Origin of the sequence: Paracoccus beibuensis, assembly GCF_026162625.1 — a bacterium.
Classification (GTDB): Bacteria; Pseudomonadota; Alphaproteobacteria; order Rhodobacterales; family Rhodobacteraceae; genus Paracoccus; species Paracoccus beibuensis.
In genome coordinates, this window is sequence record NZ_JAOTBD010000008.1 from 48402 (window position 1) to 62733 (window position 14332).

16 protein-coding genes are annotated in these 14332 nt (G+C 65.0%); 7 read left to right on the forward strand and 9 right to left on the reverse strand.

Annotated features, from left to right (window positions below):
* The first annotated feature begins 38 nt into the window (after nucleotides 1-38).
* A complete protein-coding gene (locus OC159_RS07630; protein ID WP_265500560.1) occupies nucleotides 39-869 on the forward strand; it encodes a ferredoxin--NADP reductase in 831 nt (276 codons plus the stop codon).
* A gap of 165 nt (nucleotides 870-1034) precedes the next feature.
* The gene (locus OC159_RS07635) at nucleotides 1035-3224 is read left to right on the forward strand and encodes an OmpA family protein (protein ID WP_265500561.1); all 2190 of its coding nucleotides are present in this window, start codon (nucleotides 1035-1037) and stop codon (nucleotides 3222-3224) included.
* A gap of 344 nt (nucleotides 3225-3568) precedes the next feature.
* Here OC159_RS07635 and OC159_RS07640 read toward each other — a convergent pair whose 3' ends face one another.
* Nucleotides 3569-3913, reverse strand: a complete 345-nt coding sequence (locus OC159_RS07640) for a hypothetical protein (RefSeq protein ID WP_265500562.1) — start codon at nucleotides 3911-3913, stop codon at nucleotides 3569-3571.
* A gap of 548 nt (nucleotides 3914-4461) precedes the next feature.
* On the opposite strand from OC159_RS07640, the gene OC159_RS07645 reads away from it, so the two are divergent.
* From OC159_RS07645 to OC159_RS07665, 5 genes are all read left to right on the forward strand, one after another.
* Nucleotides 4462-5394 carry a hypothetical protein gene (locus OC159_RS07645; RefSeq protein ID WP_265500563.1) on the forward strand — a complete coding sequence of 311 codons (933 nt, stop codon included), beginning with the start codon at nucleotides 4462-4464 and terminating at the stop codon, nucleotides 5392-5394.
* The gene (gene uvsE, locus OC159_RS07650; protein ID WP_265500564.1) at nucleotides 5391-6482 is read left to right on the forward strand and encodes a UV DNA damage repair endonuclease UvsE; all 1092 of its coding nucleotides are present in this window, start codon (nucleotides 5391-5393) and stop codon (nucleotides 6480-6482) included. The genes OC159_RS07645 and uvsE overlap by 4 nt, the downstream gene beginning before the upstream one ends.
* A 748-nt stretch (nucleotides 6483-7230) precedes the next feature.
* A complete protein-coding gene (locus OC159_RS19995) occupies nucleotides 7231-7530 on the forward strand; it encodes a hypothetical protein (protein WP_322626717.1) in 300 nt (99 codons plus the stop codon).
* Between the two features lie 88 nt (nucleotides 7531-7618).
* Nucleotides 7619-7759: a hypothetical protein gene (locus OC159_RS07660; RefSeq protein ID WP_265500565.1), complete on the forward strand. Its 141-nt coding sequence runs from the start codon at nucleotides 7619-7621 to the stop codon at nucleotides 7757-7759.
* A 97-nt stretch (nucleotides 7760-7856) separates the two neighbouring features.
* Complete coding sequence (locus tag OC159_RS07665) at nucleotides 7857-8294, forward strand: hypothetical protein (protein ID WP_265500566.1); 438 nt, start codon at nucleotides 7857-7859, stop codon at nucleotides 8292-8294.
* Here OC159_RS07665 and OC159_RS07670 read toward each other — a convergent pair.
* The 8 genes from OC159_RS07670 to OC159_RS07705 all read right to left on the reverse strand — a co-directional run bounded on the left by OC159_RS07670 (nucleotide 8275) and on the right by OC159_RS07705 (nucleotide 14320).
* Nucleotides 8275-8724 carry a P-loop NTPase family protein gene (locus tag OC159_RS07670; RefSeq protein WP_265500567.1) on the reverse strand — a complete coding sequence of 150 codons (450 nt, stop codon included), beginning with the start codon at nucleotides 8722-8724 and terminating at the stop codon, nucleotides 8275-8277. The genes OC159_RS07665 and OC159_RS07670 overlap by 20 nt on opposite strands.
* A gap of 18 nt (nucleotides 8725-8742) precedes the next feature.
* Nucleotides 8743-8958, reverse strand: coding sequence for a hypothetical protein (locus OC159_RS07675; protein WP_265500568.1), 216 nt, complete (start codon nucleotides 8956-8958; stop codon nucleotides 8743-8745).
* The gene (locus OC159_RS07680; RefSeq protein ID WP_265500569.1) at nucleotides 8907-9383 is read right to left on the reverse strand and encodes a hypothetical protein; all 477 of its coding nucleotides are present in this window, start codon (nucleotides 9381-9383) and stop codon (nucleotides 8907-8909) included. The genes OC159_RS07675 and OC159_RS07680 overlap by 52 nt, the downstream gene beginning before the upstream one ends.
* Nucleotides 9384-9673: 290 nt before the next feature.
* A complete protein-coding gene (locus OC159_RS07685) occupies nucleotides 9674-11005 on the reverse strand; it encodes a glutamine synthetase family protein (RefSeq protein ID WP_265500570.1) in 1332 nt (443 codons plus the stop codon).
* Nucleotides 11006-11009: 4 nt separating this feature from the next.
* Nucleotides 11010-11834 (reverse strand): ABC transporter permease, encoded by an 825-nt coding sequence (locus tag OC159_RS07690; protein ID WP_265500571.1) that lies wholly within the window; start codon nucleotides 11832-11834, stop codon nucleotides 11010-11012.
* Complete coding sequence (locus OC159_RS07695; RefSeq protein WP_265500572.1) at nucleotides 11831-12712, reverse strand: ABC transporter permease; 882 nt, start codon at nucleotides 12710-12712, stop codon at nucleotides 11831-11833. The genes OC159_RS07690 and OC159_RS07695 overlap by 4 nt, the downstream gene beginning before the upstream one ends.
* 48 nt (nucleotides 12713-12760) lie before the next feature.
* On the reverse strand, nucleotides 12761-13495 hold the full coding sequence (locus OC159_RS07700; RefSeq protein WP_265500573.1) for a transporter substrate-binding domain-containing protein: 735 nt from the start codon (nucleotides 13493-13495) through the stop codon (nucleotides 12761-12763).
* A gap of 24 nt (nucleotides 13496-13519) precedes the next feature.
* Nucleotides 13520-14320 carry an ABC transporter ATP-binding protein gene (locus OC159_RS07705; protein ID WP_322626718.1) on the reverse strand — a complete coding sequence of 267 codons (801 nt, stop codon included), beginning with the start codon at nucleotides 14318-14320 and terminating at the stop codon, nucleotides 13520-13522.
* Nucleotides 14321-14332 lie beyond the last annotated feature (12 nt).

A 14332-nucleotide genomic window follows, 5' to 3' on the forward strand; every position in this document is an offset into this window, starting at 1 on the left:
CCCCAGCCTTATCCGATAAGAACCGACAGGATTTTGCCATGACACTGGACTTGCCCGTGACCGAGGCCCCCGCCAAGACGCTTCCCGACGCCCAGACCGTGACTGCGGTCAAGCACTGGAGCGACAGCCTGTTTTCCTTTCGCGTGACGCGGCCGGCCTCGCTGCGTTTCCGGTCCGGCGAATTCGTGATGATCGGCCTGCCCGGCGACAACGGCAAGCCGATCCTGCGCGCCTATTCCATCGCCTCGCCCAACTGGGACGACGAACTGGAGTTCTATTCCATCAAGGTGCCGGACGGGCCGCTGACCTCGCGACTGCAGCACATCAAGCCGGGCGACCAGATCATCCTGCGCCCCAAGCCCGTCGGAACGCTGGTTCTGGACGCGCTGCTGCCCGGCAAGCGGCTGTGGTTCCTGGCCACCGGCACCGGCATCGCGCCCTTCGCATCGCTGATGCGCGACCCCGAGACCTATGAACGCTATGAGCAGGTCGTGATGATGCACACCTGCCGCACCGCCGAGGAACTGGTCTATGGCGCCGAACTGGTCGACAACCTGCGCCACGACCCGCTGCTGGGCGAGCTGTATGGTGAGGATTTCGCCAAGCGGCTGCTGTACTACCCCACCACCACGCGCGAACCGTCGCCCTTCATGGGCCGGATCACCGACAACCTGACCTCGGGCAAGGTGCTGGCGGACCTGAACCTGCCGCCGATCTCGCCGGACACCGACCGCGCGATGATCTGCGGCAGCCTCGCCTTCAACGTCGACGTGAAGGCGGTCCTGGAAGGGTTCGGCCTGCACGAGGGCGCGAACTCCGAGCCGCGCGAGTTCGTCGTCGAGAAGGCTTTCGTCGGCGAAGGCGTCTGATCTTTCGACCAGTTCTGTCCTGCACGGCGGCCGTACCCGGAGAGGGTGCGGCCGCTTCCGCATGACGCCGGCTCACGCAAAGGTCACGGCCTTTTGGGGAACTGTTGGCCGAAGTGCCTGTTATGCAGACAACCAGAGCCAAGATCATCCGCAAAGGAGCGACCAATGCGTCGGATCATCCACAACTCCACCGCCATAGCCGCCTGCCTGTCCCTGCTGGCCCCGCAGCTTGCGGCCGCGCAGCAGATCCAGACGGATGCCGCCCCGCTGAAGCGCGGGCTTGTCCTGGCACAGGCCGACGCGGCGGCTGCGCCCGAAGATCTTCCCCCGGCGGCCGAAAACTCCGAGGCCGAGGCCGCCACCCCGCCCGCGGGCGATGACGCCGCGGCCGTCGAGGACCTTGAGGCCGCGCTTGCCACGGATAGCGCCGAGGCTGCCGAGGAGCAGCCTGCCGACGCCGCCGAAAGCGCATCCCAGCCCGAAGCGGCCCCCGTGGAAGCCGAAGCTGCCCCGGCAGAAGCCGAAGCACCTGCCGAACCCGAGGCTGCTCCGGCAGAAGCCGAGTCTGCCCCCGCCGCACCCGAGCCTGCGTCCGAAGCCGACGCCCCTGAGGCTTCGGAAGACACGGCAGCACCTGCCGAGGCTCAGGTCGAGGAGGAAACCCAGGACCTGACGGATGCCCTGCAAGAGGCCGAGCAGGAAGAAGCTGCCGAGGCCGAGCCTCAGGCAGGTGACGCCCCCGCTGAAGTCGAGGCTCAAACCGACGCGGTCCCCGCCGCGAACCAGGTCGAGGAGGAGACCGAAGAGCTGACAGACGCGCTTCGCGACGCCGAGACCCAAGCGCAGTCCGGCGACGATAGCATGGCCGACGCGCTTCAAGAGGCCGAGGACGAAGCCCAGGCCGGCGCAGCAGAACCCGCCGACGCGCCCGCTGCTGCAGAGGCCGAGCAGGTTCCGGCCGAAGACGCCGCCGCACCGGGCGGCCTGCGCCTTGCCACCGGCAGCGTGCAGACCGAGCGGTCGGGAAGCCTGCCGGGCCTCGCGAACGTGCTGGACCAGGAACTCTCGGGTGGACTGGCCGCGGAATCGCTGACCTGTCTTGACGGCGGCAGCTTCCCCTGCGCCAACAACGGCCGCGCCATGACCCCCCGTGGCGTCGTGGTCGAGGCCAACGCGGCGGGCGAACTGCGCCTGGCCCCGGTCGAGGCGCAGATGTACCGCGTCACCGAGGGCGGTGAACTGGTGCAGCGCGCCGCCGAGGAAGACACGCCCGAAACCGAAGCTTCCCGCGAAGCGGCCGAGGCAGGCGCGCCGATCGATGCCGCCGCGCTGAACGCCGAGGAAGGGCAGGGCGAGGTCACCGAGCAGACGGTCACCGAGGAAACCGCCCGGTCTTCGTCCGAGGAGTTTGCTACGAACCTGCGCGACGCGCTGAACACGGCGACCGCTCAGCAGCCCGAGGCCCGCGAAGAGGACGACGACGACAACGACCTGACCCGCGCCCTGCTGCTGGGCCTGGGCGCCGTCGCCGTCGGCACCTATCTGAACAACAACCGCCAGGTCGCGCTCAGCACCCCCGACCGCGTCGTGGTGACCCGCCCCGACGGCAGCCAAGAGATCATCAAGGACGAGGTGGCGCTGCTGCGTCAGCCCGGCTCTACCGTCACGACCGAGAATTTCGACGACGGTTCCTCGCGCACGATCGTGACGCGAGAGGATGGCAGCCGCGTCGTGACCATCCGTGATGCGAATCTGCGCGTCCTGCGCCGCACGCTCGTGTCGGCGGACGGCCAGACGACGCAGCTGATCGACGAGACTGCCGACGTGCAGCCAGTCGACGTCAGCCAACTTCCGGCACCCGCGCCTGTCCAGAATGACGGCACGACGTTGGACGAGGCCGCCTTGCGTGAAGCCCTGCAGCGTGAATCGGACTTCGACCGTCGCTTCACCCTCTCTCAGATCCGCAACATTCCAGAGGTCCGCGCGCTGGTCGCGCCGGTGAACATCGACGCGATTACCTTCGATACCGGCTCGGCCGCCATCCGTCCCGACCAGGCGCAGCAGCTGCAGTCCCTCGGCGCGGCGATTCGCGGCGCCATCGGGGACAACCCGCAAGAGATCTTCATGATCGAAGGACACACCGATACCGTCGGATCGGACGCAACCAACCTTGCTCTTTCCGACAGGCGCGCTGAATCGGTCGCCCTCGCGTTGAGCGAGTACTTCGATGTTCCGCCGGAGAACATGGTCACCCAGGGCTATGGCGAACAGTTCCCGCGCATCCGCGCAGAAGGCGACATCCGCGACAACCGCCGCGCCTCGGTCCGCCGGATCACCGACCTGCTGGCGCGCTGAACGCGTCACGCGGAGGCGCAGCGCCGGAGCTTCCGGTGCTGCGCCTTTCCATGGTCTTCCAACCGCTCGTGCATATCGGTCAGGCTCTGTCCGCGATTGCGCCAAGAGGGCGGTGACCTCAGATCGATCGTGCCGTGTTCTGGACGACGAAACAGTCGAAGTCGGCTGAACTGTCTTCGACGAGGAAAGCGGTCGCTCGATCCGGCCCGGCGCATCCAGAGCATGTGCCGCCGTCGCAGCCGACATGGCGGTGCCGGTGACCAGCTACGGATCGCCGTAGCCTTCAGTGCTTACCAGAGCAACTCCTCACCTCCGGGGGTGTGGGCCATCCGGCGGAGGCAACGCTACTTGCCCTCGACCATGAAGAACGCGCCAGAATACACGTCGCCGTGCCCTTGCCGGATTGCCCGGTTCTCGGCGCAGGCGGCGAGGGCAGGCAGCCTAACCCGGGCAAGGAACTGCATCTTCCAAACTCCGCGCAAGATATGTCCGACCCGAATCGACAGGGCGGGATGTTCTGTCGCCGCATCACCGTTCAGGCGGTCCACCACGTCATCGTCCTTGTACCAAACTGACGATGAGGGCGATATATGACCCATCATCGCCATCCACACGGCTTTGGACGTGCCGTCATGTTGAACAGTTTCACGGGATGCGACTTGAACCGTCAAGTCCGTGGCGCTGAACATCACCGCATTGCACTGCGGCAGGACAGCCGCAGCGCACCAGGTCGCATTGCGCGTCAGAATCGATTTACGACACGGACAGTCGACGGATGCGCGTTTGACAGGGGCAGCGGCTGCTGAGGTAGGCGTTGTGGCCCTGATCGACCTGCGACGCTCGGGCCGCTGATATCTCGGCAGAAGCCTGGCAAGCGCACGAGCCAATGAGGGCGCTTTTTTCCCGCATGCGCGTCGATGCGCAGGCAGAGGATTGGCAGCCTGCGCGCGGGATCTTCAAATCTCCGAACAGTCCCCCGCGATATTCAAAGCCATAAGAATTGAAGCCAATCTGGCAGCAGGTGCGCTGCATGGCACGACAGAAACCTCAGATTCGGGACCGCACGGGGTCGCCTGCCGAAACCAATCGAAGTTCTGCGCAGTTGATACGCATGTCCAGCCAACGCGCCCAAAGCCCTTCCGATGTCGGCGCCGCCTTCCAAGCTGTGCTCGGCCGTGTCGATCCAGGTCGTCCAATTCTGATCCTTGGTCACTTCGACGCGGACGGGTTGTCGGCTGTGGCGACGCTTCACAAGGTGCTGGGCCGGGACGGCCGCAACAGCGTCGTGCGGATCCTGGGCAAGGGAGAGAACCCGTGGTCGCCCGACTTGCGGGGCGAGTTGGAGGAGCAGCGGGCTGGCTGCCTCATCGTCACGGATCTGGGCGTCCGCGAGGGCGAGATCCTGCCCGGCGTTCCGACGGTGCTGATCGACCATCATGTTCCGACAGGCACACCGGGCGAAGCGGTCGTGATCTCCGGCAACGGTTGGAGCCCGGAGCCGACCTCGTCGCTCCTCGCTTATTGGTGTGCCAAAGCCGTAGGGCCCGCCGACGACCTGCTGTGGCTGGCGGCCCTTGGGCTGATCGGCGACCTGGCCGACGGCGACTTCCCCGAGCTTGCCGAGGCGCAGGCGCGTTATGGCAAGACGGCATTGCGGGACGCCGTGTCGCTGGTGAACGCGCCCCGCCGCACGGCCTCGGCCGATGCCGGACCTGCGCTGGCGCTGCTGCTGACATGCACCTCGCCCAAGGAACTGGTCAAGGGCGACCACCGTGAAACCGCCCTTCTGCGGGCGGCCAAGGCCGAAGTCGCGGCGGCGCTGGACAGCGTCAAGCGTGTCGGACCCAAGGTACGGGACCGGGTTGCGCTGATCCGGTTTTCCTCTCCCTGCCAGATCCATCCGCTGGTGGCACAAAGCTGGCGGGGCCGGCTGAAGGACAAGATCGTGCTGGCGGTCAACACCGGCTACAGGCCCGGCTGGGTTCATTTCGCCGCACGCACGGCCACTGCCACCAACCTGCTGTCCTTTCTGGCCGATAACCGCCCGCCGGGCGCAGGCGCGGAATATGGAAGCGGCCACATCCAGGCCACGGGCGGCGCACTTCGGCCGGCGGACTGGAACGACTTTGCCGCCAGCATAGGATTTCCCGAAGAACAGGTGCCCGAATGAGCGATCGACCCCTCCGGCTCGGCTTTCCCGTGAAGGTCATGGGGCGTCCCGGCTTCAAGAGCAACGACACCAGGCGCTGGCAACAGAACCCGCATCTGAAGACGTCGCTGGAACATGTGGACGCGATTCTCGATTACCTCGTTCAGGTGAAGATCGACATGTATCGCATGTCCTCGGACCTCGCACCTTACGCGACCCACCCGGACATGCCGCAGTTTCACGACATGGTTGCAGAAAGCGACGCCGAACTTGCCGCACTGGGGCGCAAGGCACGGTCGCTGGACATCCGGCTGTCGTTCCACCCGTCCCAATACGTGCTGCTGAACAGCCCCGACCCCGAGCTGACGAAGAAGAGCATCTGGGACCTCAGCTCGCAGGCCGAGATGCTGGACCGGATGGAGCTGGGCCCCGAGGCGGTCATGGTGACCCATGTCGGCGGCGTCTACGGCGACCGCGAGGAGAGCCGCGCCCGCTGGATCGAGGGGTATCAACAGTGCCCCGAACATGTCCGCCGCCGCCTCGTTCTCGAGAACGACGACATCCGGTTTTCCGCGGCCGACGTGCTCTGGATCCACGAACGCTGCGCGGTGCCCCTGATCTTCGACTACCAGCATTTCTGGTGCCTGAATCCCGAGGGGCTGGAGCTTCGCCCCACTGTCGAGCGCATCCTGCAGTCCTGGCCCCAGGGCGTGCGCCCCAAGATCCACTTCTCCTCGCCCCGGACCGAAATGCGGGAGATCAAGCGCAAGGTGACCGACAAGGAGCGCGAGGCCGCCAAGCTGGCCGCGCCGGCCAAGGGCGCGCTGACCAAGGAAGTCGTGAAGCCCACGTCGCGCGTCAAGACCGTGCTGCTGCCCCCGATCTGGACGGGACATGCCGACTTCACCAACCCCTTCGAGTTCGCAACCTTCATGCGCGACGTCACCGGTCTGGACTTCGACGTCATGCTGGAGGCGAAGACCAAGGATCTCTCTCTTCTCCGGCTGAGATCGGACCTCTGCCGCTATGCCCCCGATGTGGCCGCGCGCTTCGGTCTGGGTCCTGATGACGTCGCGGATATGGACGAGGTCGAAGATCAGCTTGAGTAGCATGGCGTTTTGACAGGCCCTGAGACCGGCAGAACCTGCCGATCCGTCGGTTGCGCCATCAGTCGGCACGCAAAGCTGACCACTTTCGGCGTGCGATATCGATCCCCTCTTTACAATTTTGGGAAACTGGGTCGACGGAACGAAACAGCGAGAGGCGGATCATGCCCCTGTTGGGCGCGGTTCTCGATTGGCAAGGATTCCGTGCCGATCTTGATGATTTCGCAGTGATGGGTCGGTCGAGCACTGTCGCCGGCATCTTCGCATCACCGACGACGGTGCGTCATGCTCCAAAGGCGAGGCTCGTGGCACGGGATCAAGGTTATTGAAAAAGCGGCCGCGGGTGCCGTTGCGGATCAGGACGCTTGCCATGGCAGGCGCGGGGTCCCGTTCCCCGGTCCGCACGGCTTCGTTGGTCGGCCACGAAGCTTCCGGCGCTGCGTTCCGCACCGGGCCCTCATTGATCGGAATGCGGGAGAATCGAGCCGAGAGACCGCCGAAAGCGGCATCGACATGACGTCGACCGGCAGCATGACGATGTCCAGCCTTGATCCGGCAAAGCATATAGCGGCCGCCGGCCAATGATTGAGTGCGACCCGGCAAGGCGCCCAGAGTGACCTCGCGCAACCGCCGCTGGTGCAAGCTTGCCGGCATCGTCCTGGTCCGCCAGCGTCCGGGCTCGGCCAAGGGCGTCATGTCCATCACGCTTTAAGACGAGACCGGCGTCGCCAACCTGGTCATCTGGCCGAAGGTGTTCGAGGCCAACCGCCGGATCATCCTCGGTGCGGGCATGATCGGCGTTGCGGGCCGCGTTCAGCGCGAGGGCGAGGTGGTCCACCACGTCGTCCACCGCATCGCCGACTTCTCGGCGAAACTGGCCAGCGTCGGCAGCCGGGGCGGTGCCTTCCCCTTGCCGAACGGCGACGAGTTCCGCTCATCACCGTCATCGGTGGTTCCGCCAGCCGCACCCGACGGGCCGCGGCCGCGCGAGATCTACATCCCTGACCTCTACATCGATAGCGTCAAGGTGAAGGCAAAGAACTTCCGGTAAGGGGCTTCGGCTGATCGGCTGGTGTAAGGGAACGCGATTTGCGTCTTCCGGATCATTGGGCAAAACGGCCCGCTGAAGCTGTCCAATAGTGGCCGACGCCGAAAGAAGAGATATGAATCTGATCGATTTCGCGAAGACGATGTCTGAAAAAATCAGCGAGAAGGAGTTTGTCCACCACGTCAACAAGGTCCTGATCCTAGCAGTTGCCGTGCCGCCATGCGCACGTTAGCTCCCGGCTTCATTGCTGTATTCTGTTGATTTACTGTAACCATATTGCCATCAATCCAGGAGTGGCAGTAGCGCCGTTCGGATCGAGTTCGTCAGCCATGAAACTGTGTAGCAACTTCGGCAAGAAAGGCTGTCAGGACAGCGTCTCCTTGACTGCTCAGCGTCGCCGCTGGAACTTCCTTGAATTCGAGGTGCGGGCGCATCAGCCAACTCAGGAGCCGCAGATCGCTCCACCGTGCGGCTCGGGCGGCGGCTTTAATTGCGGCGAAGCTGCTACGGATACGACGATTGCGCCGGTCGAACTGAAAGGTCGGATACTTCCATGCGCCGGCCACTTTGAAGCGCAGGATGCCGCCCTGGCGCGTCAGGGCGGCCCAGGATCGGTCCGCTTTCTCAGGGCCCAGCAACTTGAGAACCTCGGCTTCCTCCAGCATCTCAACGCCACCAAGGATCTGCCTGCGCAGGGCTCGAATGCGCGCCGTGTCACGGCCTGCATGCTGTTGCTTGCGGGACATCTCACATCGCCAAAGGCTTGATATTGAGGTCGGCGGCACGATCCAACATCCTCAGGACCGTCCGCAGGCTGGGCTGCATCCGCGCTTGTGGCGCGACAGCGGCAAGCGCGTCGGTGATAGAGGAGATCGATGCCTCCGAGAGATTTCGAGCCCGACCTACGCGCTCTGCGAACTCCATCAGGTCAGGAGGTTCGACCTCCTGCAGTTGCAGGACCGTGCAGCGACTCAGCAGTGGCTCCGGCAGCGGCGCCAAGCTGTTGGTCAAGAGGACCCAGCTCACCAGTGACATGTCGCACCGCACCCGTAAGTAGGGGCAACTCCAATCTGCCGCCGTGACGGGCTCGAGAAGCGGCAGGAGGGCCTCGGACAAGGCGAAGGGATGCCCGTTGCTCGATTTGACACTGCCCGCCTTCTCGACCTCGTCCACGACGACGAGAGGATTGCCGGTCAACTTCTCCAGAACGAATTCCTACACGCGGCCGGGGCGCGCGCCGGACCAGCCGCGCTGGCAACCCACGATCCCGAAGCTCCCTGCCTCGCTGGTCGCGTCAACCACGGTGGTGCCTGCGCCGATCAGGTCTCCCAACCGCCGGGCCCAGTGCGTCTTGCCGATGGCGGGCGGGCCGTCGAGGATCACCGGCGGCAGGCGAAAGCCGGGCTGACCCTCGCGCACGGAACGCCGCATGGCGTGCCAAGCATGTTCGGTCGCCGCCGACGCCATCCAGGGCATCTCGGTGTGCAGCGTCGCCGCCAGGCATCGGCCTGATGATCGTCGGAAATGCGTGCAAGCCTCACACCATCGGCCAGCGGCTGCAACTTCACGCGATCCTCCTTGGTGAAGTGCCCTACCCCGGACTCGCGCAGCATCCTGTCATAGAGGCGGCTGGCCCGACCGTTCGCGCGCCGGTGGTCCTTCTGCGTGATGCTGATGCCCTCGACCTTGTCGATGCGGCTCATCTCGTATAGGCTCGCGTCCTCGAAACCGGACAGATCGACACCGGCACGGGCCGCACTCAACCGCAGCAGGTGCACCACCAGCCGCATTGCGATGCTGCGCGCCGTCACGTCTGGGCCGGGCAGACTTGCCTTGATGAAGGGGTAGTTGAGCATGATGAGTCCTCGCGTGAAGCGGCCGCTTTGCTGCGGCCGGAGGCGCAGACGCTGGTTTCCAGAAAGGACCCGGGTCAGGAGGAAGTCATGAGTTCCGGCGGCAAATGCGTCAAGCCGATGGCCATGAAGGGCCAAGCAGGCGAAGCCCTGCGGCTGCGCCCGTTATCATATGCTTCAAGATACTAAGACGCTTAGTTATCCCGATTTCGAAAAGTTCCGTGGCAACTTCATGGCTGCCAATGTGGCAACAACCCATTGAAATGGAGGTTTTATGACCTCCTCAACAACAACTAGACCGTGTCAAGGTACAGCTCCACAGTCTCCTCATCCGACAGCTCAGCCATGTAGTGCAGCTCTTGGCGCTTGGTCATCAGGAAGTTGTCGACCAGGTGCGGGGGCAGGATGCGGCGGATCTCGGAGCAGGTGTCGAAGGCCTCGATCGCGGCGCCCCAGTCGCCGGGCAGCTGCGTCAGGTGCTGGTCATAGGCGTTGCCCTTGAACGGCACGGGCGCCTGCAGCTTGTCCTGGATGCCGTTCAGGGCCGCGCCCAGGATCGCCGCGATGGTCAAATAGGGATTCACGTCGCCGCCCGCCACGCGATGCTCGATCCGCCGGGCCTTTGGACCGGATGAAGGGATGCGGATCGCCGCCGTCCGGTTCTCATAGGCCCAACCGATGCCGGTGGGCGCATGGGCGTTCGGCACCAGCCGGTCATAGCTGTTCTCATGCGGGGCGAAGAGCAGCGTCGACCCGGGCATGGCGCGCAGGCAGCCGGCGACCGCCTGGCGCAAGGTCTCGGTGCCTTCTTCGCCGCCGTTGTCGAAGATGTTGCGCCCCGCCCTGTCCAGGATCGAAAAATGCATGTGCATCCCGTTCCCGGTGAAGGCCTCGTAGGGCTTGGCCATGAAGCTGGCGGCGAAACCGTAGCTGCGGGCGATGCCCTTCACCAGCATCTTGAAGAACCAAGTATCGTCGGCCGCCTTCAGCGGGTCGGCCTGGTGCATCAGGTTGATCTCGAACTGGCCTGGCCCAGCTTCCGAGATTGCGGTGTCCGCCGGAATGTCCATCGTTTCGCAGGCGTCATAAAGCGTCGTGAAGAACTGGTCGAACGCATCCAGCGCGCGCAGCGACAGAACCTCTCCGCCGGTGCGGCGCTTGCCGGAGCGCGGGCTGGGCGGGACGCGCAACTGCCGCCCGCTGTCGTCGATCAGGAAGAACTCCAGTTCGGTCGCGACGACGGGGGTGAGGCCCGCCGCCTCGTATCGCGCGGCAACCTTGGCCAGCGCCTGCCGCGGGTCGCCGTCATAGGGCCGCCCATCGGGATGAAACATCCACAACGGCAACAGCGCCGTCGGCGCATCCAGCCAGGGCATCGGCAGGAAGCCCCGTTCGGTCGGCAAAAGCAGGCCGTCGGGGTCGCCGGACTCGAAGACCAGGGGGCTGTCCTCGACATCCTCGCCCCAGATGTCCAGGTTCAGGACCGAGTAGGGAAACTTGGTCCCTTCCTCCAGCAGCTTGCCGGCATAGCGGGCGGGCAAGCGCTTGCCGCGGGCGACGCCGTTCAGGTCGGCGGCAGCGACTCGGATCGTCTTGACCTCGGGGTGTTCGCGCAGCCAATCCATGTCGTCATCTCGCAAGCTGGGGTTTGTATCTGACGCGTCCACCCGCGCCGGGAAGATGGCGGTTCAGCCGCCGGTTCACCCTGCCGAACAGCCAGATCAGCAGCAGCGTCGCGGCAATGAAATAGGCCGCCGCAATGGGATAGGCCACGAACGGGTTGAAGGTCTTGTCCGCGAAATAGCTGGCGTAATAGAGTGCGTCTCCCTTTTGCTGGAACGCCGGGAAGCTGGAGAAATAGACCAGCGTCGTCGCGTGAAAGAGGAAGATCGCCTCGTTCGTGTAGGACGGCCAGGCAAGCCGCATCATGGTCGGCCAGATCACCCGGCGGAACCGCGTCCAGCCGGTCATGCCATAGGCGTCGGCGGCCTCGATGTCGCCCTTGGGCACGGCCATCAGCGCACCGTGAAAGATCTGGGCGGAATAGGCGGTGGTGTTCAGCGTCAGGACGATCAGCGCCCCCGCCCAGGCCCGCGTCAGCCAACTGGTCTGGACGGTCAGTCCGAAGATGTCGATGCCGGCGCGCGGCAGCATGACCAGCGCCTGGTAGGCGATGAAGAACTGGATGAACAGCGGACTGCCGCGGAAGACGAAGATGAACGCATCCGCCGGACGGCGCAGCCAGGGGTTCCGGCTGGCGCGCGCCACGGCCAGCGCGTTGGCCAGAACGAACCCTATGCTCAGCGCCAGGACGGCAAAATAGATGTTCCAGATCAGCCCAGAGCCGATCAGCGTGAACTGCTGGCAGAGCGTATAGTCCGCCCGCGGCAGCAGGCGTTCGCCATAGCCCAGGGACCGCAGGCCATAGTCGATGATGGTCTGGGTGCAGCTCATGCGATGGCCCCCTTGCGCTGCGCCTCTCCGGCCAGAGTCGCCTGCCCCCGCGACAGCCGGCGCGCCACGCGGTCAAGCACCCGCCCCGAGATCCATGTCATCAGCAGATAGAAGACAAGCAGCGCCAGGAAGTAATAGAGGCGCCAGTCGGGGTGGGGATAGGTGAAGGCGCTGGTCTTGGCTCCACCCAGTTCGCGCGCCCAGTAGACCACGTCCTCGACCCCCAGCAGGAACAGAAGCGGCGTCGCCTTGATCAGGATCATCCACAGGTTCGACAGGCCCGGCAGCGCATAGGTCCACATCTGCGGGACCAGCACCCGGCGGGTGACCTGGCGCGGCGTCATGCCATAGGCCTCGGCCGTTTCCAGCTGCGCGCGCGGCACCGCCTGCATCGCGCCGTAAAGCACATTGGCTGCAAAGGCGCCGAAGACGATGGAAAAGGCGATCACCGCCAGGAAGATGCCGTAGGCGTCGTGGACCCAGGGACTCGCGTCGCTCAACGGCAGCTTGGCGGCATCGCAGACGACAAAGTCGCTGCCCTGCCGGACCGGCTGACTGCTGTCGCAGAGCGCCTGGTGGCGCATCCATTCGAACGCCTGGTCCAGCGCGATCGGCACGAACAGGAAGAAGATGATGTCGGGGATGCCGCGGACCATGGCGGTATAGATCTTGCCGAACCACCGCAGCGGCGCGATGCGCGACCGCGCGGCCATGGCCCCGCCATAGCCGAAGATCAATGCCACCGGCGCGGTGATCGCCAGCAGCAGAAGCACCGTTCCGAAGCTGGAATAGAACAGCAGATGCGTTCCCGACGTCAGGTAGCATGACAGCCAAGGAAGCCCCTGAAGCGAGGATGGATCGGTGCAATAGGAAAACATCTGCGGTCCCGGAAAGCCGCCGCGGACAGTCCGCGGCGGCAGGTCACATCATTCGAAGATCATCGCGTCTTCGCCGAACCACTTCTTGATCAGCTCGTTCAGGCTACCGTCTTCCTTCATCTCGGTGATGACGGCGTCGAAGGTTTCGCGCAGCTCGTTGTCGGACTGGCGCAGGCCCATGCCGATGCCCTCGCCCAGGGGGACGGTGTCGTAACCCTCGACCCAGACCAGCTCTCCGCCCGATTCCTCGACGATGGGCGCCAGGAAGTCCTTGTCGGAGAAGACCGCGTCGGCCTCTCCGTTGCGGACGGCGGCGACGGTCTCGTCCGGATTGGCGAATTCCAGCAGCGTCGCGCCGGTCTCGGCCACGTGTCCCGCCTGGATGGTGCTGGTCTGCGCGGCGATCACGCCGCCTTCCACGTCAACGTCGGGCGACAGCGCGGCATAGGCCGACGGCATGCCGGGGGTATAGGGCTGGGTGAACTGGATGACCTGCTTGCGGTCCTCGTTGATGTTCATGCCGGCCATGATCGTGTCATAGTTGCCCGACACCAGGTTCGGGATGATCGAATCCCAGTCGTTGCGCACCCAGGTGCAGTCCAGTTCGGCGCGCTTGCACAGTTCGTTGCCCAGCTCGATCTCGAAGCCGGTGACCTCTCCGGTGGCGTCGTCGATGAAGTTGTAGGGGGCGTAGGCGCCTTCGGTGCCCATGCGCACGGTCTGGGCATGCGCGATGCCCGCGGTCAGCGCCAGCGTCGTGGCGGCGATCGTCAGCAGTTTCATCCGGTAACTTCTCCTGTTGGTTTCTTATGTGGCCATCGTGGCGGACAGGAACTGGCGCAGACGGTCGGTCTGCGGGTCCTGGAACAACCGCGACGGCGGGCCTTCTTCGCAGACCACGCCCTGGTGCAGGAAGACGACATGGTCGCTGACATCGGCGGCCAGCCGCATGTCGTGGGTGACAAGGATCATCGTGCGATGTTCCGCCGCCAAGTCCTTGATGACCTTGACCACCTCCTGCTGCAGTTCGGGGTCCAGTGCACTGGTCGGTTCGTCGAACAAAAGCGCCTTGGGCTGCATGCAAAGGGCGCGCGCGATGGCGGCCCGCTGCTGCTGGCCGCCCGACAGCTGCGCGGGCCAGGCATCCGCCTTGTCGCCGATGCCGACCTTGGCCAGCAGGGCACGGGCGCGTTCCTCGACCACGGCGCGGTCTTCGCCCAGAACGGTGACCGGCGCTTCCATCACGTTCTGCAGGATCGTCATGTGGGCCCACAGGTTGAACTGCTGGAATACCATCGACAGGTTGGTGCGGAACCGCGTGACCTGCTTGCGGTCGGCCGGGTGGCGGCTCTGCCCCCTGCCCTTCCAGTGCACGGCCTCGCCCTCGAAGCTGATCTCGCCTTCCTGGCTGTTCTCCAGCAGGTTGCAGCAGCGCAGAAGCGTGGACTTGCCCGATCCGGACGATCCGATCAAGCTGATCACATGGCCGCGCGGCGCCGTCATCGAGACGCCCTTCAGCACCTCGAGCGGGCCATAAGCCTTGTGCAGCCCGGTCATCCGGATCACGGGCGCAGCAGTGTCAGTGGCAGGAGTGGTGTGGTTCATCATCCGCGCATTGGG

Coding starts and splice junctions, on each gene's coding strand:
- OC159_RS07630 (WP_265500560.1), top strand. CDS start 39: ATGACACTGGACTTGCCCGTGACCGAGGCCCCCGCCAAGACGCTTCCC.
- OC159_RS07635 (WP_265500561.1), top strand. CDS start 1,035: ATGCGTCGGATCATCCACAACTCCACCGCCATAGCCGCCTGCCTGTCC.
- OC159_RS07640 (WP_265500562.1), bottom strand. CDS start 3,913: ATGTTCAGCGCCACGGACTTGACGGTTCAAGTCGCATCCCGTGAAACT.
- uvsE (WP_265500564.1), top strand. CDS start 5,391: ATGAGCGATCGACCCCTCCGGCTCGGCTTTCCCGTGAAGGTCATGGGG.
- OC159_RS07665 (WP_265500566.1), top strand. CDS start 7,857: ATGAAACTGTGTAGCAACTTCGGCAAGAAAGGCTGTCAGGACAGCGTC.
- OC159_RS07675 (WP_265500568.1), bottom strand. CDS start 8,958: ATGCGGCGTTCCGTGCGCGAGGGTCAGCCCGGCTTTCGCCTGCCGCCG.
- OC159_RS07680 (WP_265500569.1), bottom strand. CDS start 9,383: ATGCTCAACTACCCCTTCATCAAGGCAAGTCTGCCCGGCCCAGACGTG.
- OC159_RS07685 (WP_265500570.1), bottom strand. CDS start 11,005: ATGGATTGGCTGCGCGAACACCCCGAGGTCAAGACGATCCGAGTCGCT.
- OC159_RS07690 (WP_265500571.1), bottom strand. CDS start 11,834: ATGAGCTGCACCCAGACCATCATCGACTATGGCCTGCGGTCCCTGGGC.
- OC159_RS07695 (WP_265500572.1), bottom strand. CDS start 12,712: ATGTTTTCCTATTGCACCGATCCATCCTCGCTTCAGGGGCTTCCTTGG.
- OC159_RS07700 (WP_265500573.1), bottom strand. CDS start 13,495: ATGAAACTGCTGACGATCGCCGCCACGACGCTGGCGCTGACCGCGGGC.
- OC159_RS07705 (WP_322626718.1), bottom strand. CDS start 14,320: ATGATGAACCACACCACTCCTGCCACTGACACTGCTGCGCCCGTGATC.